The following is a 23,297-nucleotide window of genomic DNA, read 5'->3' on the forward strand; positions in this document are numbered from 1 at the left end:
CCAGTCTTGCTCTTAACAAATTTCAAAAAATGTATAATTACATAACCCGCTTGAACAATTTCTCTAAATCATAGGATGAAAAAGAGATCACAATCGGCCGTCCATGTGGGCAAGTATACGGTTGTTTGCACCCTGCCAGTCGGGACAACAGAGCCTCCACTTCCTGTTCTGTTAGTTTATGGTTGGCCTTAATCGAGGCTTTACATGAACACAGAATCGATGACTTTTCTCGTAGCTTCGCAAGATCAATCATACGCTCGCTTAAGACCCACTCCGCCATTTCTTCAACGACCGCCTTCTCATCCCCTTCAGGAAACCAATAGGGCAAAGAACGAACAAGAAAGGTCTGTCCGCCAAAGTGCTCAAGGTATACCCCGGCCTGCTGAAACCAATGTAGACGTTCACTAAGCTGACGACTTTCAGAAGGCGTGAACTCCAGTGTAATCGGCAGTAGCAGCTCCTGTGAGGCATCCTCCGGCCGACCAAATTTCTCATAGAAGTATTCGTAATTAATACGTTCATGTGCCGCATGCTGATCGATTAAATAGAGTCCTCCATCATTCTGGGCAATAATATAGGTCCCATGATGCTGGCCTATATAATTAAGCTCAGGAAAGGCTGGAAGTCCAGGCTCTTCTTGTTGTGGTGGAGCCCATAGCTTCTCAACCGAAGGGAGCTGCTTCTGCGCCATTGACGTTTCTTGCGGGCGATAGCTATTGGAATAACTAGTATTCGCATTAGTTTGGCGCCCCTGCGAAGATGAAGACGGATAGCCTGACCCGTAAGCTGGAGCTACCTCGCGAGTCACCTGATGATCCGCCTGACCTTGCTTGCTAAAATCACGGGAATTACGGTCAAGGTTCGATGACTGTAGTCCACTTAAGAAGCTGGCAGATCCCGTGGGGGCTGTATCCTTCTCATCACCATTCGAAGATGACGGCGGAACAGCTCCTTTGGAAAAAGAAAATTGCTCCTGGATAAAGGAGCTGCTGCCTTTGGGTCCGATTGTTTCCTTGCTTGGACGTGGAATCAGACTTTGCCCCAGCAGTATTTTGCGGATCTCCTGCTCAACAAAGGTGTAAAGCTCATTCTCTTTACTGAATCTAACCTCGAGTTTTGCTGGATGTACATTGACATCTACCAAAGAGGGGTGCATATCCAGTTCAATAACTAATAGCGGATAACGGTTAATCGGAAGCAAGGTATGATAAGCACGCATGATTGCTGCGTTCAGACCATTACTGCGAATATAACGTCCACCGACAATAGTAGTGATTGCATTTCGATTGGAACGTGTCCATTCTGGACGACTAATATATCCGGAAATCCGGTAATCCAAGTCTTCTGCCGTAATCGGCAGCATTGCTTTGGCGGCATTGGTTCCGTAAACAGCTGCGATGACCTGCAGCAGATCACCATTTCCGAGCGTATGCAGCAGCTGATTGCCATTATGATGCAAGGTAAAAGAGATCGCCGGATGAGCCAGCGCCATGCGGTACATGGCATCTGAGATATGGCCCAGCTCCGTCTGAATACTCTTCATATATTTCAGCCTTGCCGGCGTATTAAAAAACAATTCACGAACGGCAAGATCACTTCCCCGGCCGGAAGGAGCGTCCTCATTTCGTATGAGATTGCCACCCTCAATGTCTACTAGGCGCCCTTTGCCGTCATCGGCAGTTGCAGTTAGAAGCGATACCTTGGAGACCGCGGCAATACTGGGAAGTGCCTCTCCGCGGAAGCCTAAGCTTGTGATTTGAAATAGATCGCGGCCATTCAGAATTTTACTTGTAGCATGCCGGTAAAAGGCGGTCTCGCAATCTTCAGGATCAATCCCGGAGCCATTATCTTTAACGCGGATGCTCTGCAAGCCCCCCTCTTCTACCGATACCTCAATTCTTGTACTGCCAGCGTCAATTGCATTCTCGACAAGCTCCTTTACAACAGAAGCTGGCCGCTCTACTACTTCACCCGCAGCTATCTGGTTGGCAATATGCTCGTCCAATATATGAATTTTGGCCATTTCATTCACCTCTTATTTAGGCAATCAATTATTATTAAATCTTTATTGCAGATCCTTAACCTTCATCTTCAGCTCGTTCAACAGACTCATCGCCTGCAGCGGCGTCATATTCATAAGATCAGCGTCACGCACAGAAGAAATGAACTCTTTTAGCGCAGGATTCTCTTGGATTTCGGTTACCGCAACTTGATGTGCACTACCTTTGCGATTCTTGCGTGGTTCTTCCTCACCAAAGATAGACAACTGAACAACCTCATTTTCTACAGGTGCCTCAGTGATGACACTTACGGCTTGCGCTATCGAGGATGCGCTAGCAACTTCTCTTACAGCCGCCTGTCTTTCGAGGCTTCCCCCGTAATGAAGTTCAGAACCACCAGGATGGGCTGCCTGCTCAATGCTCTGCAAGAGACCATAAGCTCGGTCAATAATCCCTTCAGGAAGACCCGCAAGACGTGCACAATAGATGCCATAGCTGCTGTCAGCCGCTCCAGGAACTAGCTTGCGCAGGAAGTTAACTTTATCACCGCTCTCTTGAACAGCCATAGAGTAATTCCGAAGTCCTTTAAGACTTCCTTCCAAATGAGCCAATTCATGAAAATGCGTCGAAACTAGAGCTTTGCAAGAAATAACATCATGTACATATTCAATAACCGCCTGAGCGATGGCCATACCTTCACTGGTCGAGGTACCTCTTCCCAGCTCATCAATAATAATCAAGCTACGAGCTGTTGCTTTCTCTGTCATAACCTGGATATCAGCCATTTCCACCATAAATGTACTTTGTCCACCGATCAAATCATCAGCTGCTCCAATACGAGTAAAGATCCGGTCTATAAGCGGAACTTCAGCACTGTTTGCTGGTACAAAACATCCAATCTGAGCCATGATGCAGATCAGCGCCACCTGACGCATGTAAGTACTTTTTCCCGCCATATTAGGACCTGTAATTAGAAGAATATTACCTTCTTCCTTACTCAGCGTGCTTCCATTTGCAATAAAAGCAGAATCTTTAAGCACCGCCTCCACAACGGGATGACGGCCCCCTTCAAGCCGAAGATCATAACCATCCGAAAGGACTGGCTTCACAAAACGATGTTCGGCACTAACTGCCGCCAAGCATTGATATACATCAATTTCGGCAACCTTTTCCGCAAGATTTTGCAGGCGGGGAATTTGCCCGCTGATGCGATCACGCAGCTCGGTAAACAGGCTGTATTCCAAATCCGTCATTTTATCCTGAGCTTCAAGAATGAGTGCTTCCTTCTCTTTAAGCTCAGGTGTGACAAAACGCTCTGCGTTGGCAAGCGTCTGCTTACGTTCATATCTTCCTTCCGGCAGTGCAGCCAGATTGGATTTGGTGATCTCTATGAAATAACCGAAGATTTTGTTATAGCCGATCTTCAGTGACTTAATGCCAGTGGCCTGTCTTTCCTTAGCTTCCAGTTCAGCGATCCAACGTTTACCGTTACTGCTAGCTTCCCTAAGCTCGTCCAAACGTTCATGATAACCGGAACGGATAATGCCACCGTCGCGCACTGACACCGGGGCATCCTCGACGATTGCGCGATCAATATCCTCTCGCAGCTCAGCGCATTCATCCATACTTGCACCGATCTCTCGTAAAGTAGCTGAACCGGAGGTCATACATAAATCCTTCAATGCAGGAATTTGTGCCAGCGATAATTTCAGAGCATTCATATCACGGCCATTGGCACTGCCAAAAGCAATACGACCCACCAAACGCTCCAAATCATAAATTTCTTTAAGCGCTAAACGCAGGTCCTCGCGAACGATAAACTGATTGTACAAATAATCGACAGCCTCTAGGCGCCGTTCGATCGGAGCTCGCTGCAATAGCGGCTTATCAATTCTGCGACGCAACAGACGGGCGCCCATCGACGTTTCCGTTCGATCCAGCAGCCAGAGCAGGGATCCTTTTTTGGAGCGTTCGCGAACCGTCTCGGTTAGTTCAAGATTCCGGCGTGTAAATGGATCTAGAATCATATAATTGCCTGGTTCATAAGGAGAAATCTGACTAAGCTGCCCTAACGAACGCCGCTGGGTCTCATTCAGATAAGAGATCAGAAGCGCCAGACATTGTCCACGTTCCTTCTCTAGACGTACCCATGCCGCTTCACCGAACTGACGACGTGCCAGCTCCTCCTCGCGTTTCTCCCAAGGGGTGTAAACTACAGGTTTGGCTAACAGCGGCGTTTCGCTTCGCAGGATCTCCAAAAGTGCAGCGTCTCCGATGATCTCAGCCGGTTCATAAATGCCAATCTCATCACGCAGCCATTCGGCTCCAGATAATACCGAAGTAACATACAGCTCACCAGTTGTTAAATCGCAGGCAGCTAATGCCATCATTCCGTCACTTTCGGTGACGCAAACGAGGTAGTTATTGCTCTTGTCAGCAATGATTTTTCCATCCATCACGGTTCCTGGTGTCACGACGCGTACAATATCCCGCTTCACCATGCCTTTAGTGACTGAAGCATCCTCTAACTGCTCACAAATGGCGACTTTATATCCTTTTTCTATCAGGCGTTGAATATATCCCTCGGCGGCGTGGTAAGGCACTCCACACATAGGGATTTTCTCCTCGCCCCCGCCTTCGCGGCCTGTCAACGTAATCTCAAGCTCCTTGGAAGCCAAAATGGCATCTTCAAAGAACATTTCATAGAAATCGCCCAGTCTAAAAAATAGGAAGGCATCCTTAGCCCCTTCCTTTACCTTTAAATATTGCTCTATCATCGGCGTATATTGTGCCATGGTCAACCTCCATGCCTATTTAATGCTGTCCCCCATTATAACAGAAAATTGATGGACAAAGTTACCCTGAAACCTCACATTAGTACAACGAAAGACTAGAATACTTAACAGACAAACACTTACATGAGGTATATTCTTCTGCTTTTAAATATTGTAAAATCTTAACACAGAGCGTCAGCCCATATAAAAATCAAAGGAGAATACAATATGATACGAAAGCTAACGAAGGATGATCAAGAGCTGCTGATGGCATTGCTGCGGAAAGAGCCGGCGCTTAATTTATTTATCATTGGCGATGTGGAGAATTTTGGGTTTGAGCAGGATTTCATGGATTTATGGGGAGAGATTGATCCAGCCGACGGGCGGATAAAAGCCGTTCTGCTGCGCTTCTATAGAAGTTACCTTCCTTATGCAGATGGCCCTTTTGATGTCGAGGGGTTCGCTGAGATTATCCGAAAGGATAATGACATACATATGATCTCCGGAGCCTCAGAGGTGGTGAAGGCTTTTGACGGGGAAATTAATTTCAAACAAGTAAAACAGCTGTTTTTTGCTGAATTAAAAGAAATGAACAATAAAATAAGTGAGTCCTTCTCTTCAGCTGAGCCTATTAAAAAAGCTACGGTTCAGGATGTAGAAGCGATTTGCGCACTCACGGATACCATTGAAGAATTTGAAAGCAGCCGCAATGGTTCAAGAACCAGCCTGCGTAAAACGCTGGAAAGCAACACCGGCCGCACCTATTATATAGAACGGGAAGATAAGGTCATTGTCACCGCTTCAACTTCAGCGGAAAATTCCATGTCAGCGATGATTGTAGGGGTTGCCACACATCAAGCATTCAGAGAGCAAAGCCTTGCTTCGCGCGTAATGGCACAGCTATGTGCAGACCTGCTCCATGAAGGAAAGTCATTGTGCCTCTTTTATGACAACCCACATGCCGGAGTTATTTATAAACGACTTGGTTTTCAAGATATCGGTTCATGGACCATTGTTAACATGTAGACCAAATAGTAAAATCACACTTTTACTTTGCTGCACCATAACTCACGTATATCCCGTGATTCATCCCACGTCCGTTCAGCGGCAATATAGTCGAATAAAGGCTCGATATAGGGGGCGGCAATCTCGTAGCCGCCTAGGGAACGCAGCCGCGCCAGCAATGGGGGGATTGCGGCGCGCAGCGGAGATTTATCGCCGCTGTAGTAGGCGATATGCAGGTCTTCCCGGTCGAGCGGGCGTTGCGTCAGGTCCTCATAATGGCTCACGATTAGGTGAGCCAGATAGACCGCGCCTTTAGCGATGACCGGAGATACCAGGAAGCTCGGCAAGGTCCGGTACTCGAAGCCGCCATGCGGCTGAGTCCGGAAATCGCCGAGCACGCCGTATCGGGGACGACGCGCCCCTGCGCGGACGTCTTCGAGCAGAAGCATGGGCAGCGCGAGATAGTTATCGAGCGCGCGCAGCAGCGGCGCCGTCAGCGTCACGCCGCTGAAGTGCAGATGGCCGCCGAGGGCCCAGCCCGTCAGCGGCATGCCTCCCGCCCGCCAGCGCAGCGAGCGGTCGGCGATGAGCCGGTCCGCCAGCGCCGCGGCGGACATCAGCTGCGCCAGCAGTGCGCGCGGTTCCCCGCGCGGCTGAGGGCGCAGCTCGGCGACCGGGAACGCGCCGCGCGTTCCCGGAGGTCCGGCGTCGCAGCCAGCGACGCCGTCCGTGGGCAGGTACCGCGACGCAGGCACGACGCGGCCGGTGGATTCCCGGAGGATGATAAACTCCGGGTCCATGCCCATCAGCAGGCCGCTGCGGTCCGGCTGCTCCAGAGCCAGCTTTCGTTCCAGCGCTAGCGCTGCGGACCGATAAGGCTCGGGCAATCGTTGCCCGGAGGTCTTTACTAGTGGAGTGACTCCCTCCACCACATACCTCCGGTTCCCCATTGCCCTCAGCAGGACCTCACCGCTATCCAGCCCCAAGCTGTACAGCGTGCGGACAGCAATCCGCTGGAGCAATTTCATCACCCCGCGAAGCTCTCCCCGCACTCGGCCTCCCGTGGTATTGCTCTCGGCATTAGCAATCCTCACAGCTTCGCTGTAATTATCGGCGGCCGCACGCATTCCAAGACCTGCACCAAGCAAAGAGATGTGGAGGACAGTCAAATGATAAACCAATATCTTATAACACTGCCTGTGGCCCTTCTCAGTAGCATCTGAAGCATATGTATCGACAAACCGTTTTCCAGAGGGCGTCAGCGTTGCTTCAACCCCGCTTCTAAGCAATCTGGACTCTCTCTCTGCCACAGACAATTCTGAATACACCTTAAGACCTTCATTCATACTCTTTAGCGCCTCCATCCGAGCGTGAACCTTTTTTCATCCTAAAAATAAATAAAAAAAAGGAGGGCATTCGCCCTCTACGCCGCCGCACTCCCTACATATAATGGACCATAACCCATTGATACTCAGTTAACGGCGGCGTATCCTTCCTTACAGCTCATCATCCAGATTGTCAGGGTCCAGATCATCGTAATCGAAGCTATCACCTTCAAAATCATAATCCTTGTCTTCTGGATCATCACTTTGCTCAGTGACATACACACGGACTTTGGTCTCAGCCACCAACTCCACTTCGAATTCGCGCTCTACGCGAAGTGTCACACTGCCTCCGCCTGGCGATACGCCCGCTTCTACACAATTGGGTTCCTGCGTTGCCTCCGCAGAGACCTCAACTGTTGAAGTGCGGTGTCTCGTGTCCAGGTAGGAAAGCGGAATGAGCTCCACATAAGAGACTGTTTCCTTTGCTACCTCGGTCTGCTTGTTCTTGTCGTACGAGTACCAGATGTTTACATCATAAGTACCAATTACTTCGATTCCGTTCCCGGCGGCAACCGCTTCGTATTGGTGGTTGATAATCCAAGCCCCCAAAATACTAGTCGGATGATGTGGCGGAGTCACGGTATGGGTTGCTGTAGAGAACTTACGACCTTTGCCGCAAATTGCCTTCGTAATGATCTCCCTTGTTTGACGTTTATGGCTTAATGACATCTTTGAACCTCCTCCATACAATCATTCACTATCAAGTGTATGCAGGTTCTAGGCATTTGTTGATTGTTAGACTATAAATAAATTTGAGTAAGCCCTCAAGAAGGCTTTTTCAGGAGACTCATAGTTCATTTTATTTCAAAATTTGTACATATATGAGTAGATTCCAAAAATGGTCCAACCTGTTCCGGAGCCATTCCTAACCCCTCAAAAAACCTTAAAACACCAGCTATTGCGGGATTACCCGCACAATTCCAAGTGATCTATGTTTGCTTAAGTCAATAAAATCCTCATCAATATTCACCAGTGGCCGCAAAGGGTCTGTAGCAAGAATCATAACAATTTTTCCTTTTCGCCCATCTGTCAATTCCACTTCGTTCCCTAGCATTGACTGCATTAACTTATTAATAAACACTCTGCAAATATAAGGGTCGAGCTTACCGAACACGCTCTCCTCCATTTGCAGTAATACTTCGTATAAAGGAGCCGCTTTACGATAAAATCGGTCGGAAGTCATCGCGTGAAACACATCAGCCACAGCAACGATTTTACTGAAATCAGTAATCCGGTTCCCAAGCACACCAAATGGATAACCACTGCCGTCCATTCTTTCATGATGCTGTAAGGCTACTAGCGCTTGAGTATGGTTTGTGCCTACCGTATCCCTGATCATCTCATACCCAAAGGTCGTATGCTTTTTCATCAGCTGAAACTCTTCGTCGGATAATGGACCGGGCTTGGTTAATATGTCATCCGGGATTCTCATTTTACCGATATCATGAAGAGTTGCTGCAATGGTCAACATGCTCAAATCCTCAGACTTTAGCTTCAGCCATTTGCCTAGCAGGGTAGATATTATGCCCACAGCTACATTATGTCTGTATGTATAATCATCTTTGGTCTGCAAAGCAGCCAATACTCCGTAGAAGTCATTCTTTTCGCTTACCTGCTGGATAAACGGAATCACTTCATTTCTAACTTCCAGCATAGGAATTCTTTTATTTTTGTTATGACGAATCTGTTCAAAAATATTCTCAATCGCAGCTGTACAATCATCAATTGCAAGCTGGAAAAATTCCGCGCTATCCAGCTGGACGACGTCATGAGATTCCAGAGTGATCTTATGTTGACGAATTAATCTAATATGTTCAGCACTCAATAAAGTCAATGCGGGTAAAACAAATACTCCTTTGTCATTAAAGAGGTTAGCTACAAGTTGTTTTCCGATAAATGATTTCATATCTTTGTCCATACGCCTCACCTGCCAATGCGGAAAATTCGTATATGAATTTCCTGCTTGAATTTGAACTCACCCTATAATTGTTAATCTCTTTCGAAGATCAACTTTTAGTTCATACATATTTTATCGTGATTTCAGGGGCGAATGTTAATACTTCACTTTATTAAAGCCTAATTTTAAGCTTTTTTCCGGGTGAGTAAACGTTTCTCAGGCTTATAGCTGACCGGTATTTTATGGCGTTTCGCAATTTTTAAATACAGTGCCAATTCTCTGCAAAGCTGCAGAATCGCTGATCGCACTTCAAATTCCTCACGTGTCTCTGGCAAATCCATGCTTTCAAACTCATGTTCAAGCTCTTCCAGCAAATGTTCCGTGCGGCCTGTATATTCTTCAGCCAAAACATCTCCGCTAAGCTGGTCGAACAATTCAGCTACCATCTCTCCATGCGGTAAATGGCGATATACTTGAGAAATCAGCTGCATCATACTTTGTATCGATTCCAGCTGCTCCTTACGCATATAGAAATAGACATTCCAAGCTTCATCAGGATGAATTACATGATTCTCCATCTCGCGAGTAGCTGCTGTCAGTCCCCGCTGCACTGCATTATCCGCATCAATTAATTCTTTGCCATCCCACATATACGCAGGCTCACGCAAAGTACGGGCCATTTGAGTAAAAATAACTGAAAAGTATCGATCCACTTCCTTGCGGATTCCATAAATAACTCCCCCAGTCTGTGGCATGTAAATTAAGTTGACCACCCCCGCTGAACCGAGACCTATGGCCAGTAGCTCTACTTGCTGCAACAACACATGTAGCGATAACTCAGCTTGTCCAAACACACGAAACACAATAACAGAGCTAGTGACAATCCCTTCCTTGTAGCCGGACTTCACAATCATTGGAAAGCCAACAAGAACGTACAGTCCAAGTACCCAGTAATGAAACCCTAATATCCAAAATAAAATACACCCAAAAAAGAGTCCCACGAGCGAGGCCAAAAAACGCGCCGTTATCGTCCGGAAACTCCTTTTCAAGGTAACCTCCACACCCAGAATGGCTAAAAGCCCTGCACTTTGTGCATTGGGTATGCCTACTGCAGACGCGAGAAGAACGGACATTAACGTCGCAGCAGCTGTTTTAATCACACGAAATCCCATAACCCTATCTCTCCTTAAAAGCACTAACCGTTAATAGGTAAAGATATAGACATGTTACAAGATTTTGTGAACGGACACAACGTTACATTAGACTTACCGCCGGTATAACAAGCGCTTCTCCAGATACACTACCAGTTGATACATTGCCGTTGCTACGGCTGCAATAATCAGCAGACTGGACATCACAAGCGTGAAATTAAACACCTGGAATCCATATATGATCAGGTACCCAAGACCGGATTTTGCTACTAGAAACTCTCCTACGATAACCCCGACCCATGACATTCCCACATTCACCTTTAGGGTAGAGACCACCGTTGGAAAAGATGCCGGAAGAATCACTTTAAAAAACACCTGAACTTTAGAAGCTCCAAAAGAGCGGACCACCTTCACCAGATTAGGATCCACACTGCAAAAGCTATTGTAAACAACAAGTGTAGTAATAATCACCGTAATCGATAAGGTTGTCACAACGATAGCGGTGAAACCCGCCCCGAACATTACGATAAAAATCGGCCCCAAGGCCACCTTCGGCATACTGTTAAAGACAACCATAAACGGATCAAGCACCGCTGATAAAAACGGAGACCACCAAATAATCACTGCCAGCAGCGTTCCTAACAAGGTTCCCAGAACAAAGCCTACCGCAGTCTCTCCTACCGTCATCCCCAAATGAGGCCACAAGCTTCCACTGATCATATCCTGCCAAATCTGTTTGAAGATTTTTGTCGGGTAGCTGAACAATAACTCATCAATCCAGCCCATTCTTGCTCCCGCTTCCCACAACACAAAGAACAGCAGCAACAGACTGCTTCTTACAGCAATAACCTGATTACGCCGGCGCTGTTTAGTTTTTTTGAAATCCACATGCATTTGCTGCAGCCACAGTTCACGGGAAGCTAAGACACCCGCTTGCTCTGTTCGTTTCATTAGCTTTCCCTCCCTGCGATCTCCATCTCTGTCCATACTTCATGAAAAAGCTCCGCAAACCCTGGCTGATCACGCGCATACAGCGGTGGGGCTGAGCGGATTAGCTCCGGAACAGGAAAAACTTTACGAATCTTCCCTGGATTTCGCTGCAATAAAATAACCCTACTGCTGACCGCAATCGCTTCTGACAGATCATGCGTGACCAAAATAGCCGTGGTTCCCCGGCTGCGTAAGGTCTCTGAGACTAAATCTTCCAGCTGAAGTTTGATCTGATAATCAAGTGCCGAGAACGGCTCGTCTAACAGCAGCAGTCCTGGATTGGTAGCTAATGTTCGTACAAGAGCCACCCGTTGCCGCATCCCTCCGGATAACTGAGAAGGATAGGCCTGTTCTTTCCCTTCTAGTCCCATCTCGCGCAGCAGCTCCAAAGTCCGTTTATGGCTCTCCTCGTTTAAGCTTCCGGTCAGCTCCAGTCCAAGCACGGCATTGTCAAGAATACTCCGCCAAGGAAAAAGATAATCCTGCTGCAGCATATATCCAACCTCAGGTGAAGGGCCTAGAATGGGTTGGCCATTTACGAATACTTCACCCTCAGAGGGCTGCAGCAGTCCGGCAATAATCGATAGGAGAGTCGTCTTACCACAGCCACTTGGGCCTACTAAGCTGACGAATTCTCCTTGCTCGACATTAAGATTTAGATCCTCAACGGCCAGTGAAGCTTCCCGATCGCCGAGATAGGCATGCGTTACTCCCTTTAATTGCACTACTGGAAGCAAGGTCATCCCCTCCTTATAGTTAACAAAATCCATTTAGGATCTTATCTCTCTTATTTAGAGCTACTGCTCTTTATAGTCTTTTCAGCTTTTTCAGCAAAAGTATTATTCACGATCTTTTCTGCTGGAACACGTTCTTTAAGTTCACCTGCGTTGTCCATAACATCTAGCAGATTATTCCATTCTTCATTATCAACAACCGGATTAATGGCGTAGGTGTCCTGTTCCTTGTAGCGTTTTACAGCAGAAATCACAATGTCACGATCCGTTTTATCAAAATAAGTTATTATGGCATCCGTAATTTCTTCAGGACTATGTTCCTTCACCCAAAGCTGAGCACGCTGGATGGCATTAGTGAACTTTTGCACGGTGTCTCCATTTTTGCTAATGTAGCTGTTTTTTGACATGAATACCGTATAAGGTAAATAACCGCTCTCCACCCCAAACGATGCCACTACAGCTCCCCGGTCTTCTCGTTCGAAGATAGAGGCCTGCGGCTCAAACAGCTGCACATAATCCCCAGTACCTGAAGCAAATGCACCGGCAATATTAGCAAAATCGATATTTTGGATCAAGGTAATATCCTTCGCAGGATCAATTCCCTTTTTAGATAAAGTAAACGCGCCTGCCATTTGTGGCATTCCGCCTTTTCTTTGACCAAGGAAGGTAGAGCCCTTCACTTTATCCCAATTAAAATCTCCATCAGCCTTCCGGGCGAACAGGAATGTTCCATCCCTTTGAGTCAGCTGTGCAAAATTAATGACCGGATCATCCGAGCCCTGCTGATACACGTAAATGGAGGTTTCTGAACCAACCAACGCTACATCAATAGCTCCTGAGAGCAATGCAGTCATCGTTTTATCGCCACCGGGAATCGTCTGCAGTTCTACATCCAGCCCTTCATCTTTGAAGAAACCTTGAGTCAAGGCAACATACTCGGGTGCATAAAAGACAGAGCGGGTAACCTCCCCAATCTTCACCTTTACCGTCTCTGACTTTCCGCCGCAACCGGCAAGTACTGAAAAGCATAAAGTAATGATCATGAGCGACAATGACAGCTTTTTCCGAATCTTCATTCTTCATTCTCCTTTCTTACCGGGTCCTTCGCCCTTGCTTAAAGCATATGCACATGCCTACTGAAAGGTTAAAATCCCGAATATCGTGGGGAATTAAAAGAATATCCATGATATCAGCGGTTTTTAATGATTTTATGGATAAATATCACTGAATTTGCTGTTTTTATATCTGTGCAAACGTTTTACCTGAGGATTTGATTACAGTACTATAAGAATTAAAGCGCTTACCATTTCCTTTATAGGAAAATTGCAGCAGAAGGGGTTATTTTATATGGATAAACGAGCAACATCTATCGCCAAAAAACACACTATAAACGGACTTTTGACTCTTAGCTTAACTGCCGTTCTGCTATCCGGTTGTTCAGGAAATAATAACAATATTCCTTCCTCTGCCTCCCCTTCTCCATCGCCAAAAGCAAATACAGCTCAGAATACTACAACACCTCCCGCTGCAAAAACGATTACCACTGACGAACAGCCCTCAACGGTTTATTATGAGATTTTTGTTCGTTCATTCTATGACTCTGACGGGGATGGCATCGGTGACCTCAAAGGGATTACCAAGAAATTAGATTACTTAAATGACGGAAATCCTGACACCACAGACGATCTGGGGATCGGTGGGATTTGGCTTATGCCTATTAACCCTTCACCAAGCTATCATGGTTACGATGTGACAGATTATCGTGCAATCAATCCAGATTATGGGACGATTGAGGATTTACAAGAGCTCGTTACGGAGGCGCATAAACGTGGGATTAAAGTAATTATGGATTTGGTCGTGAATCATACCTCCAAAGAACATCCTTGGTTCGTAGATTCCGCTAAAAATAAAGACAGCAAATATCGCGACTGGTACATATGGGCTGAAGATCAAGGACGCCCTGCCAATGGAGCTAGTGCCGCTGGTAGTGGCAGTGCATGGCACTCTTTACTGGGTAGTCATTATCTAGGTGGCTTTTGGGAAGGCATGCCTGATCTAAATTTTGATCATACGGAAGTTCGTAATGAAATGAAGGATATCGGTAAGTTTTGGCTGGAACAAGGGGTTGATGGATTTCGTTTAGACGCTGCTAAACATATTTACGAAGACCTTCTAAGCGACAAAAGCCAAGCCACAACTAATAAAAATGTATCTTGGTGGCAGGATTTCCGCAAAGCGATGAATGAAGTGAATCCTCAAGCTTATATTGTCGGCGAAGTATGGGAGAATTCTGCAGTCACCGTAGGGGCTTATTTGGATCAAGCCTTCGACTCTAGTTTTAACTTCGGGTTAGCTGAGACCCTTATTAATTCCGTGAAAACTGAAAAAGACAGCGGGACTGCCTTTACGCTGGAACGTACGTATAATTTGTACTCCAAAATATCTGATAGCCATTTTACCGATGCAATTTTTTTGACAAATCATGATCAAAACAGAGTCATGAGTCAATTAGACAGCAATCTGGATCATGCAAAAATGGCAGCAGCCCTGCTGTTAACCTTGCCTGGAAATCCTTTTATTTATTATGGTGAAGAAATAGGAATGCTTGGTGTAAAACCAGATGAAGGAATTCGTGAGCCCATGAGATGGATGACAGCGGATCAGGTTGAGGGGCAGACTACTTGGGAGGTCGGCAGCAATAACGCTGATGATGTTAGCATTAATGTCGAAAGCCAGACTAACGACAGCAGCTCACTGCTTAAAAGATACCGCGAACTCATTGCGTTAAGAAACGAAGTCCCTGCGCTCCGTGATGGCGGAATTCGAGACTACACTTCTGGCAATGCAGGGGTAATGGCCTACGAACGTATAACAACAGAGGATCAAGTCCTCGTTGTTCATAACCTAACTGGAGATGAACAAATCATTACGCTTCATCCAAATGCCGAGGGTATCTCTTACACCAAGATCCAAAAGACAACTGCTGACAAAGTGACCTTAAATTCAGATCAGCTTACTCTTCCTCCCTATTCAACGGTTATTGTGGACTAGGAAAAGAGGAGGAATGAAAAACCCACTCTGCCACAGAACCACATAATTGTGCTTTCGATATAGGAAGAGCTACAATCCAGTCTTGGGAAGGATCGCTGCTCATGCGCAGCAACCAGCCACTTGAATGATCGCTTATGAAGCTAGCATACTGAAACTTCCAGCCATTTTCACTAGAAATACAGAGTCGCAATTCTCCCTCTGCGTCGAAGCATTTCATCACTTGTGCAAGATGGTTGGAATGGACATCATCTCCTGTCTCTGCAGCTAAACACTCTGAGAGTCTGTGAACCGTAGAGGAATCAGAGCCTTTTTTCAGCTCCTTGAACCTTTTTTTTGACATTAGTAACGCCGGAATCCCGTGAGCAAAGGGCTCCATCGCTCTCTCACATTCGAACAACTCGAGACAAAAGCTCTCTGTTTCCTCTCTGTTCTTCAGCACACACGGAGGAGAGTCCGGTGTATTATTGCAGTAGGCTAGTATTTTATCCTTATGTATTTGTAAACACAGATCTTTAGTTTTCTCCTTCTCTCTATATTTGAATCTACCTATCCTTTCTGCTGTAGACGCAGTATTTAACAATTCATTTAAAACTACTTGGTCGGTTACCCGATCTGGAAATAAAAATTCCGTTAAATCCGTTAAATCCGTTCGTTCTTTCTCATTCACATTATTGTATCCTTCCTGTATTACATATAAATGTATATTAAACTAGCAATCTTTATGTTATCATAAGCTAATTTTAAGGTAAAATTAAGAAACAAGGGGTATGATCATTAACATGAAATACTTGTAGCGAGGTGATTTCAAAATGAGAATGCTCATCACATTTCAGAACAAACTTGTACCTGTGTATTTCACAACAGAAAATAAGCAGCCCACTCAAAAAGTACTTAGATTACTTAACAGTACGCTGGAGCTCAAAATTCAAAAGGGCAAAAGTGCCCTCCAGAAATGCCTCAATTCTCTGATTAGTATCGAAATTAAAGGCTCTGAAGCTATATTGCACAGTTACAGTGAAAATGATTCATTGGCGCTATCCCTCTATTAATGGAGGGGTAGTTTTTTTGTCACAACATTGCTGTCCTCAGCTTTCTAATAAGGAACGTCCTAAGTAGCCAAGAGGTGCTGCTTGGACCCGTTGTCTTTTTGATGCTAACTTGATCAAAAATGACACTCCGTTTGATTTAGATACTATTTGCGCATACATAGGCAAACATAGCTTCAACTCTCAAAGTCAGGGACCTTGGTTCGCTGGTTCTGCTTGGTGCTACTTTGTACTGATTTTGTGCTATTTCATGGCACGTTTGGATTGCTGCTTGCCGGCCATCCCCATAGCCGGCTGCTATCGGACTCAGATGACCTTAATCGTAACTTTTGGGCTCATTTGGAATTCTAACGGACCCCAGGGTCACTATTGGCTCGAAAAACACTAATTATCTACCTCAAAAAGCTGAATAGCTGCGCTGGAGTCCGAAACTCTGCTCTAATGCTCATAAATTCGCACATAGCGTCATCTGAGTCCGCGGTAATCTAAATTCGAAACTCAGTTTGCTTTAGTTGCTATTGTCGTGTACATAGTTGGTACTGTCGCGTACATAGTTGCTACTGTCGCGTGCATAGTTGTTACTATCGTGCACATAGTTGCTACTGTCGTGTACATAGTTGCTACTGTTTTAGCTTTAGTCGCTGCTTTTGAACTCATAGCCACTGCTTTTGGACTCATAGTTGGATGCTTTCGGACTCAGATGACCTTAATCGTAAATTTTGGGCTCATTTGGAATCCTATCGGACCCCAGGGGCGCTATTGGCGCGAAAAGCACTAATTATCGACCTCAAAAAGCTGAATAGCTGCGCTGGGTTCCGAAACTCTGCTCTAATGACTGAAAATTCGCATATAGCGTCATCTGAGTCCGTTGGCCGCTGAGGATACTTGGAAGGTCACTTAGCGAGTGATTTGTTGTCTGACTTAGCCGTTAACTTGGTGTGTAGCTCAGTGAGTTACTCGGCGGGTGACTTGGTGTTACTTGGTGTGTAGCTCAGTGAGTTACTCGGCGGGTGACTTGGTGTTACTTGGTGTGTAGCTCAGTGAGTTAATCAACGGGTGATTAGTTGTGTTAGTCAGTGAGGTGACTTAGCCGTTAACTTGGTGTGTGACTCAGTGGGTAACTCAGCGGGAGATTTGTTGTGTGACTTAGTAAGTCGTTTAGCGGTTGACTTAATGTGTGACTCAGTTAGTGACCTACACGTTACTAGTTATGTGACTCAGTGTGTAACTTAGCAGTTGACTTGGTATGTTACTCAACAAATGACTTTGCATGGGTCATCAGATTAGATGTAGCGGGTGGCCTGACCCTACTATGTCACCTGCCAAAAGCGACGTTTGTCGTAGGTTGGCTTTCATTTGCTGCCCCTTTATGCTGAAGCAATCTGCCAGGACTAAAAAACGCAGAGCAGTGATCCCCCCTTAACGGGAGGATCACTGCTCTGCTATATTTACGGACTTTTTTAACCCAAGGACTCTGTCTCATTCAGCGAAAAATCTACTATTAGGAAGAGCTAAGCAATTATCAGCTGATCTTGTAATTCTTCTGCTCTGCTTTTTCAGCTTTCTGGATTCGAAGTCTAAATAGCTTCACTAAATTCTGACGCGTATGCTCTTCGTGACAGCTGTCCAATTTTTTAATGATAAACCGATCGATGGACATGTCAATCGCTCCTTTTAGATCATTCTGGAACTTATAGAGACAGGAAATTATTTCCTGTTCTCTTGTATCACCTATTAACCTTGTTTTCATTTTTTCAAACTCCTTAACCGCAAACAAATTTCAAGAACAAAAAAATAATTTACAAACAAAAGATTACATGCTATATTAAATATAGTTAATATTAAATACACACATGCAAGGGAGAAATCATAATGTCTAAAGTTCTATTTATTAAAGCAAACAACCGTCCAGCAGAACAATCCGTAAGTGTTAAGCTGTACAATGAATTCTTGGAGAGCTACAAACTCAACCACCCAGAAGATGAAATCACTGAGCTTGATCTGTTCGCAGAGCAACTTCCATACTACGACAATACCCTGATCACTGGTATGTATAAAGCCGCTCAAGGATACGAAGCAACACCTGAGGAAGCAGCTGGTGCCGCTATCGTTAATAAATATCTTAATCAGTTCATCGCTGCAGATAAGGTAGTATTCGGTTTCCCACTGTGGAACATGACTGTACCTGCTGTATTGCACACTTATGTAGATTACCTTTGCCAAGCTGGTAAAACATTCTCTTACACTGCTGAAGGTCCAGTTGGTCTTTTGACAGGTAAAAAAGCAATCGTTCTGAATGCAAGAGGCGGTATCTACTCTGAAGGTCCTGCTGCAAGTGCTGAAATGGCAGTAAACTTCATCGTTGGTAACCTTAACCTGTGGGGAATTAAAGATATTACACAAGTAATCATCGAAGGCCACAACCAACTTCCAGCACAATCCGCTGAAATCATTGAAAACGGATTGCAACTGGCTAAGGAAACTGCTGCATCCTTCTAAACCATAACCGTTTAGATTCAATTCAATAATGAAGGGCGCCCCTTAGCTGTCAAAAGCTAAGGGGCGCCCTTTTTCAATGTCTATGCCGTTATATCAATTCTTTTTAATATTCATCCAGCTCTTTACGCCATCCGTATCCTCTGGTTCTGGATGAACTCACTTTAGTGGAAGCTGTGCTTTTTCTCTTAAGCTTGGCTTCTTTATTATTTTGGTACAATACTTCTCGTTGTGTTTTTCGGTAGTTGAATAGTCTCTTCTCTTCCAGTTCACCTGTTTGGACTGCTTCCAGTACAGCACAGCCCTCTTCGCGTTCATGTCTACAGTTACTAAACCGGCACTTAGAAGCTAGACCGCTGATATCACTAAACGCTAGATCAAGACCACCTTCATCTTCCCAGAGCTGCAGCTCCCGCATCCCCGGTGTATCTACGATAATCCCCCCATCCGGCAAAACAAACAGTTCACGGTGGGTAGTAGTATGACGTCCGCGGCTATCCCCTTCTCTAACATCCTGCGTAATCTGAAGGTTCTTCCCGCATAGCCAGTTGACCATTGTCGACTTCCCACAACCGGAAGAGCCCGTAAGAGCTACTGTATGACCCTCACCAATGTAAGGCAGCAGCTTCTCGCGTCCTTCATCTTGTATTGCACTAACAGCATGTACTGATACTCCGGGAGCCGCGCTCTCCATTTCAGCGATTTTACTGTCTGCATCAGGACAAAGATCCGCTTTAGTGAGTAGAATAACTGGATTTGCCCCACTATTCCAAGCCATGATCAGATATCTCTCCATCCGGCGAACATTAAAGTCATCATTCAACGCGCTGACCAGAAATAATGTGTCTACATTGGAGGCAACAATTTGCTCATCTTGTGTATTTCCTGCGACTTTGCGTGAGATCACACTCTGCCGAGGCAATACGCCATGTATGATTCCATGCTCGCCGCCATCTTGCATCGCCAATGCTACCCAGTCTCCAATGGCAGGAAAATCACCCGAGGCTACAAATGTGTGTCTCAGCTTCCCGGCAAGCTCTCCCCACGTCTCTCCTACATCAGTTAACACCTTGTACTTACTGCCAAAGTCACCAACGATTCTCCCGGGAATAAATTGTTTATCCTCTGCATGACTCCACTTTTCATTCCATTTTGTACTCCAGTTTTCATTCCAACCATATTGCTTTATGCTATTCATTCATTTCCTCCTAAAAGATATGTTTATGTTTTTTCTTGCCCCTTGGCGTTTTCCGAGAACACAAAAAGCCGCCGGAAATAAAGACTCCGGCGGCGGTATATAGACATGTGGATTTATTACACCAAATCCAATCTTTCTACACACGCAAAAAAGCCACCGGACCCTATACGGTTCCCGGTGGCTCTAATAAGCGTAATTGAGCTTACCTGCTAAACTGCACGAATCAATTATTCGTCAGCAGCTGTTCCCGGAAGACACGTATCCACAACAGTTGAGTTCATTACATTTAAAACTGTCATAAAACATCGTCTCCTTCCGAAATTCAAGATGCTGTTATCATAATTGGTGCAGCAGTAAAATGTCAACCCCAAATTTTCCAGATTACAAAATAGCCTTTAATTCTTTCAGCTCACGGATCATTTTCCAAGGTTGGATGTCCAGCTGATCATCCCAAGGATGTTTCCTTTGCAGCCATATCCCTTCAAGGCCAGCCTTACCTGCACCCCAGATATCATTTACCGGATGATCCCCTATAAACAAGGTTTGATCCGCAGAGGCACCCAACCTGTCTAAAGCTAATTGATAAATCGCAGGATCAGGCTTCGCAATGCCAACTTCTCCAGATATAACAATAGCCTTGAAGTACTCTCGCAGGCCGAGAATATCAATTTTGGTGTTCTGGATTTCTTTTTTACCGTTGGTGACCAGCCCCAAAGTATATCCACGCTCCACGCAATACTCCAGAATCTCCAAAGCATGCTCCATGGCTGCACCATGATTGATGTAGCTCGCATCATAATACGCTCGGATATGTTCAGCCGTCACAGGCTTTTCCCAAGGCAGGATCTCACTAAGTTCTAAGAAAAATCCGTCTTTATCACGGTAGCCATCAGCGTCTCTGTGGATCATATCCTCGATCACGGCCTGCGCTTCCGCAGGTTCAAGATGCCCAAGAAAAGCCTGCACGAACTGAGTGCTAAAGCTGCGAAATGTATAGTCGCGATCCATTAAAGTATTGTCCAGATCAAATAAAATAGCTTGTACTTCCTTCATCAAGCAATTCCCCTTACATGCTGTTAATTTTCAAACCTAACCTACAGAATGTAATTGTACTATGCCTTTAGAGACAAAGAAAAGACTATTCAACAAAAAGGATTTGTGGCTTCCCTTTTACTGAACAGTCTTTGTGAAGATTCATATCTGCGTCATTCCTTTACTCGAAATGCTCTGCCCGATGGGTCAGCATCATTTCTTCATCCGTAATATACAGCGGAAAAGGAGGTGTTTCTTTTAGATAACTTTCTGTAGATAACAACCGATAATGAACCTCTGGCAACCAGGTGTCTTCAAGCAGTGGTAGCTTGCCTGTATCACTAATATAACTGTCTACAGCAGCCTGAACTAAATCAAGATAATACGGTACTAACTTGTCTTCTTCCTCGAAAATTTCATAGGTCTCTCGAGACATATAGAAATTCCGTTCGGGTATTCCACCCAAATAACGTTTCAGACGACTCATATCGATTCTTTTGTCCTCTAAGATTAATGCTGTTCTATTAATAGGTCCAGGCATATCTTCTTCGAACTTTCGAATCGCCTGTTTCACTTGAGGTAATGTGACGGTTACATGATCTGATTTGGGTTGCTTTTTTGTGCGTTTAAATAACATAACGAAAGTCTCCTTTCTAAATATGTCTCAGATAACGCTTACAATTCCATTTTATTCGAAATTCGAATAATTAATCAGTACATTTCAAATCGACACAGAATGTTAATATTTAAAAGATCATTATTTGACATATTCCCACCGAGTCCATACTTCTCGAGGATTTAGTTCATACTTGTCCTTCTCACGATACATAAACTGATGCATGATGAATTCACGACGAATAGTAGCAAAATCTTCATGAAACTGCTTAATAAACTCATTGATTTCCTTTTCCGTATAAATTACACCTGGCTCCAGCTTCTCAACCATGTATTGAAGCGCTATCAATTTCTTCTTGTATTGTGCGGGAATTTGCCGCAGCCGGCCATCTTTAGAGAAAAAATTACGAATTACAGTATCCTGAAGACTATTCTCAGGCAATTGCTCTTCCATATCCTCAGCTCCTTTCGAAAAAATAAATTGCAGTGAAGCTTCAGCCCCATTATTGATAAACTCCGGATTCAACTTAAAGTAAACTGTATTTTTGTCGCGTCTTTCCTTTATTAGAGCCGCTTCACGTAATTTAGCCGCATGATGAGTGACTGTAGGCTGCGATAAATTCAACTTCTCAGCCAGCGCTTGCCCGTGCATTTCTCCTTGGGACAAAAGCAACAATAAGCGAAGACGCGTTGGATCAGCTAAAGCTTTATGATAACTCACGATTTTCTCCAACTGCACTGGGTTCACGCTCCTAGAATTTCACAATACATTGATACATTAGATATATATCTAATTATATAATAATCAACGTTGTTCTTGCAATGGTTATTATACTCAATCTGCTCTTATGGAAAAATTCATGAATTTAGGGTAGGATTTAAAGAAAAGATAGTAACAATCAGGAGGTAACCCGCTTTATGAAAGATGTCATTATTATCGGTGCAGGTCCTTGCGGCCTCTCGGCAGCTATTGAATGCCAACGCCAAGGTCTGTCCAGCCTTATCATTGAAAAAAGCTTTATTGTGCACTCCATTTATTTGTATCCAACAAATATGCAATTTTTCAGTACGGCTCAGTTATTAGAAATCGGGGATGTTCCTTTCACTTCGACCAACGACAAGCCTTACCGTCATGAAGCGCTTGTCTATTATCGCCGAGCCGCCGAGCAATATGGTCTAGAGATCGCCGCTTATGAAGAAGCATTATCCATTGAACCGCTTGAAGATGGAACCTTTGCCGTACATACGTCAAATATGCGTGGTGAGCATCAGAAACGTATCACTGCAAATGTAGTTATAGCAACAGGTTATTTTGATCAGCCGAATATGATTGGCATTCCAGGTGAAGAACTACCTAAAGTTACTCATTATTTCGGTGAAGCCCATCCTTACACGGGAATGAAGGTAACTGTAATTGGCGGCAGTAATTCCGCAGTAGATGCAGCACTGGAGCTTATGCGTGTAGGAGCTACGGTAGATATGGTATATCGTGGTGAAAGCATCTCAGAGAATATTAAACCTTGGGTTCGGCCAATCTTTGAAGGCATGGTGCAAAAAGGGAAAATCACTCTGCACTTAGGCTCGCGTGTCACTGAAATTACTGCAAGCTCAGTAATTGTTACGGATCATAAGGGGGACAAGAAAGCATTGGATAATGATTTCGTTCTTGCCTTGACTGGCTTCCGTCCGAGCCGTACCCTCCTCACTTCAGCGGGTGTGATCATGGATGACGACATGGATAAGCCTGCTTTTAACACCTCTACCATGGAAAGTAATGTTCCAGGGTTGTATGTTGCTGGAGTAATCGCCTCCGGCCGCAATGCTAACGAAGTGTTTATTGAGACCGGAAGAGGGCATGGTAAGCTTATTGCAGATCACATTGTGTCAAAAGAAAGTTCTAATCCTAAGGAGTTGAAACATTAA

20 protein-coding genes are annotated in these 23,297 nt (G+C 45.0%); 5 read left to right on the top strand and 15 right to left on the bottom strand.

Features of this window, described 5'->3' with window-relative positions; all coding sequences use genetic code 11:
- Positions 1–37: 37 nt before the first annotated feature.
- Entirely contained in the window at positions 38–2,023 is a 1,986-nt protein-coding gene (gene mutL / locus MHI51_RS17610; protein ID WP_076218628.1) for a DNA mismatch repair endonuclease MutL, read from the bottom strand.
- A 42-nt stretch (positions 2,024–2,065) separates the two neighbouring features.
- On the bottom strand, positions 2,066–4,795 hold the full coding sequence (gene mutS / locus MHI51_RS17615) for a DNA mismatch repair protein MutS (protein ID WP_076184448.1): 2,730 nt from the start codon (positions 4,793–4,795) through the stop codon (positions 2,066–2,068).
- Between the two features lie 207 nt (positions 4,796–5,002).
- On the opposite strand from mutS, the gene MHI51_RS17620 reads away from it, so the two are divergent.
- The gene (locus tag MHI51_RS17620) at positions 5,003–5,800 is read left to right on the top strand and encodes a GNAT family N-acetyltransferase (protein WP_076218627.1); all 798 of its coding nucleotides are present in this window, start codon (positions 5,003–5,005) and stop codon (positions 5,798–5,800) included.
- A gap of 14 nt (positions 5,801–5,814) precedes the next feature.
- Here MHI51_RS17620 and MHI51_RS17625 read toward each other — a convergent pair whose 3' ends face one another.
- The 7 genes from MHI51_RS17625 to MHI51_RS17655 form a co-directional block, all read right to left on the bottom strand.
- Positions 5,815–7,125 (bottom strand): putative amidoligase domain-containing protein, encoded by a 1,311-nt coding sequence (locus MHI51_RS17625; RefSeq protein WP_342409760.1) that lies wholly within the window; start codon positions 7,123–7,125, stop codon positions 5,815–5,817.
- A 150-nt stretch (positions 7,126–7,275) separates the two neighbouring features.
- Positions 7,276–7,833, bottom strand: coding sequence for an outer spore coat protein CotE (locus tag MHI51_RS17630; RefSeq protein ID WP_036687755.1), 558 nt, complete (start codon positions 7,831–7,833; stop codon positions 7,276–7,278).
- A gap of 226 nt (positions 7,834–8,059) precedes the next feature.
- Positions 8,060–9,082, bottom strand: coding sequence for an HD-GYP domain-containing protein (locus MHI51_RS17635; protein WP_405173127.1), 1,023 nt, complete (start codon positions 9,080–9,082; stop codon positions 8,060–8,062).
- 164 nt (positions 9,083–9,246) lie between these two features.
- Positions 9,247–10,233, bottom strand: coding sequence for an aromatic acid exporter family protein (locus tag MHI51_RS17640; protein ID WP_076128366.1), 987 nt, complete (start codon positions 10,231–10,233; stop codon positions 9,247–9,249).
- Between the two features lie 93 nt (positions 10,234–10,326).
- On the bottom strand, positions 10,327–11,163 hold the full coding sequence (locus MHI51_RS17645; RefSeq protein WP_076128364.1) for an ABC transporter permease: 837 nt from the start codon (positions 11,161–11,163) through the stop codon (positions 10,327–10,329).
- Positions 11,163–11,939 carry an ABC transporter ATP-binding protein gene (locus tag MHI51_RS17650; protein WP_076142119.1) on the bottom strand — a complete coding sequence of 259 codons (777 nt, stop codon included), beginning with the start codon at positions 11,937–11,939 and terminating at the stop codon, positions 11,163–11,165. The genes MHI51_RS17645 and MHI51_RS17650 overlap by 1 nt, the downstream gene beginning before the upstream one ends.
- Positions 11,940–11,989: 50 nt before the next feature.
- Positions 11,990–13,012, bottom strand: a complete 1,023-nt coding sequence (locus MHI51_RS17655; RefSeq protein WP_076128360.1) for an ABC transporter substrate-binding protein — start codon at positions 13,010–13,012, stop codon at positions 11,990–11,992.
- Between the two features lie 271 nt (positions 13,013–13,283).
- On the opposite strand from MHI51_RS17655, the gene MHI51_RS17660 reads away from it, so the two are divergent.
- Positions 13,284–14,987 (top strand): alpha-amylase family glycosyl hydrolase, encoded by a 1,704-nt coding sequence (locus tag MHI51_RS17660; RefSeq protein WP_341002996.1) that lies wholly within the window; start codon positions 13,284–13,286, stop codon positions 14,985–14,987.
- Here MHI51_RS17660 and MHI51_RS17665 read toward each other — a convergent pair.
- Positions 14,974–15,654 (bottom strand): hypothetical protein, encoded by a 681-nt coding sequence (locus MHI51_RS17665; protein WP_076277255.1) that lies wholly within the window; start codon positions 15,652–15,654, stop codon positions 14,974–14,976. The two genes, MHI51_RS17660 and MHI51_RS17665, sit on opposite strands and share 14 nt — an antisense overlap.
- Positions 15,655–15,796: 142 nt before the next feature.
- Between MHI51_RS17665 and MHI51_RS17670 the strand changes: the two genes are divergently transcribed.
- Positions 15,797–16,036, top strand: a complete 240-nt coding sequence (locus MHI51_RS17670; protein WP_036687997.1) for a hypothetical protein — start codon at positions 15,797–15,799, stop codon at positions 16,034–16,036.
- Between the two features lie 1,519 nt (positions 16,037–17,555).
- Here the strand turns inward: MHI51_RS17670 and MHI51_RS17675 are convergent.
- Positions 17,556–17,783 carry a hypothetical protein gene (locus MHI51_RS17675; protein WP_038571602.1) on the bottom strand — a complete coding sequence of 76 codons (228 nt, stop codon included), beginning with the start codon at positions 17,781–17,783 and terminating at the stop codon, positions 17,556–17,558.
- 122 nt (positions 17,784–17,905) lie between these two features.
- Here MHI51_RS17675 and MHI51_RS17680 point away from each other — a divergent pair, with 122 nt between their 5' ends.
- Positions 17,906–18,532 (top strand): FMN-dependent NADH-azoreductase, encoded by a 627-nt coding sequence (locus MHI51_RS17680; RefSeq protein ID WP_076128352.1) that lies wholly within the window; start codon positions 17,906–17,908, stop codon positions 18,530–18,532.
- Positions 18,533–18,635: 103 nt separating this feature from the next.
- Here MHI51_RS17680 and rsgA read toward each other — a convergent pair whose 3' ends face one another.
- The 4 genes from rsgA to MHI51_RS17700 form a co-directional block, all read right to left on the bottom strand.
- Positions 18,636–19,727, bottom strand: coding sequence for a ribosome small subunit-dependent GTPase A (gene rsgA, locus MHI51_RS17685; protein ID WP_405173128.1), 1,092 nt, complete (start codon positions 19,725–19,727; stop codon positions 18,636–18,638).
- Between the two features lie 381 nt (positions 19,728–20,108).
- Positions 20,109–20,780, bottom strand: coding sequence for an HAD family hydrolase (locus MHI51_RS17690; protein WP_405173129.1), 672 nt, complete (start codon positions 20,778–20,780; stop codon positions 20,109–20,111).
- Between the two features lie 160 nt (positions 20,781–20,940).
- Positions 20,941–21,396 (bottom strand): DUF3939 domain-containing protein, encoded by a 456-nt coding sequence (locus tag MHI51_RS17695; protein WP_036688004.1) that lies wholly within the window; start codon positions 21,394–21,396, stop codon positions 20,941–20,943.
- A gap of 120 nt (positions 21,397–21,516) precedes the next feature.
- Complete coding sequence (locus tag MHI51_RS17700) at positions 21,517–22,113, bottom strand: metalloregulator ArsR/SmtB family transcription factor (protein ID WP_076277252.1); 597 nt, start codon at positions 22,111–22,113, stop codon at positions 21,517–21,519.
- Between the two features lie 179 nt (positions 22,114–22,292).
- On the opposite strand from MHI51_RS17700, the gene MHI51_RS17705 reads away from it, so the two are divergent.
- A complete protein-coding gene (locus tag MHI51_RS17705; RefSeq protein WP_036688007.1) occupies positions 22,293–23,297 on the top strand; it encodes a YpdA family putative bacillithiol disulfide reductase in 1,005 nt (334 codons plus the stop codon).

The organism is Paenibacillus sp. FSL H8-0260, from assembly GCF_045040625.1.
In the GTDB taxonomy this organism is placed as follows: domain Bacteria; phylum Bacillota; class Bacilli; order Paenibacillales; family Paenibacillaceae; genus Paenibacillus_AQ; species Paenibacillus_AQ odorifer.

What these genes read in the sequence shown, in the direction of transcription:
- mutL (WP_076218628.1), bottom strand. Translation starts at nt 2,023, where the DNA reads ATGGCCAAAATTCATATATTGGACGAGCATATTGCCAACCAGATAGCT.
- mutS (WP_076184448.1), bottom strand. Translation starts at nt 4,795, where the DNA reads ATGGCACAATATACGCCGATGATAGAGCAATATTTAAAGGTAAAGGAA.
- MHI51_RS17620 (WP_076218627.1), top strand. Translation starts at nt 5,003, where the DNA reads ATGATACGAAAGCTAACGAAGGATGATCAAGAGCTGCTGATGGCATTG.
- MHI51_RS17625 (WP_342409760.1), bottom strand. Translation starts at nt 7,125, where the DNA reads ATGAATGAAGGTCTTAAGGTGTATTCAGAATTGTCTGTGGCAGAGAGA.
- MHI51_RS17630 (WP_036687755.1), bottom strand. Translation starts at nt 7,833, where the DNA reads ATGTCATTAAGCCATAAACGTCAAACAAGGGAGATCATTACGAAGGCA.
- MHI51_RS17635 (WP_405173127.1), bottom strand. Translation starts at nt 9,082, where the DNA reads ATGGACAAAGATATGAAATCATTTATCGGAAAACAACTTGTAGCTAAC.
- MHI51_RS17640 (WP_076128366.1), bottom strand. Translation starts at nt 10,233, where the DNA reads ATGGGATTTCGTGTGATTAAAACAGCTGCTGCGACGTTAATGTCCGTT.
- MHI51_RS17645 (WP_076128364.1), bottom strand. Translation starts at nt 11,163, where the DNA reads ATGAAACGAACAGAGCAAGCGGGTGTCTTAGCTTCCCGTGAACTGTGG.
- MHI51_RS17655 (WP_076128360.1), bottom strand. Translation starts at nt 13,012, where the DNA reads ATGAAGATTCGGAAAAAGCTGTCATTGTCGCTCATGATCATTACTTTA.
- MHI51_RS17660 (WP_341002996.1), top strand. Translation starts at nt 13,284, where the DNA reads ATGGATAAACGAGCAACATCTATCGCCAAAAAACACACTATAAACGGA.
- MHI51_RS17670 (WP_036687997.1), top strand. Translation starts at nt 15,797, where the DNA reads ATGAGAATGCTCATCACATTTCAGAACAAACTTGTACCTGTGTATTTC.
- MHI51_RS17675 (WP_038571602.1), bottom strand. Translation starts at nt 17,783, where the DNA reads ATGAAAACAAGGTTAATAGGTGATACAAGAGAACAGGAAATAATTTCC.
- MHI51_RS17680 (WP_076128352.1), top strand. Translation starts at nt 17,906, where the DNA reads ATGTCTAAAGTTCTATTTATTAAAGCAAACAACCGTCCAGCAGAACAA.
- rsgA (WP_405173128.1), bottom strand. Translation starts at nt 19,727, where the DNA reads ATGAATAGCATAAAGCAATATGGTTGGAATGAAAACTGGAGTACAAAA.
- MHI51_RS17690 (WP_405173129.1), bottom strand. Translation starts at nt 20,780, where the DNA reads ATGAAGGAAGTACAAGCTATTTTATTTGATCTGGACAATACTTTAATG.
- MHI51_RS17695 (WP_036688004.1), bottom strand. Translation starts at nt 21,396, where the DNA reads ATGTTATTTAAACGCACAAAAAAGCAACCCAAATCAGATCATGTAACC.
- MHI51_RS17705 (WP_036688007.1), top strand. Translation starts at nt 22,293, where the DNA reads ATGAAAGATGTCATTATTATCGGTGCAGGTCCTTGCGGCCTCTCGGCA.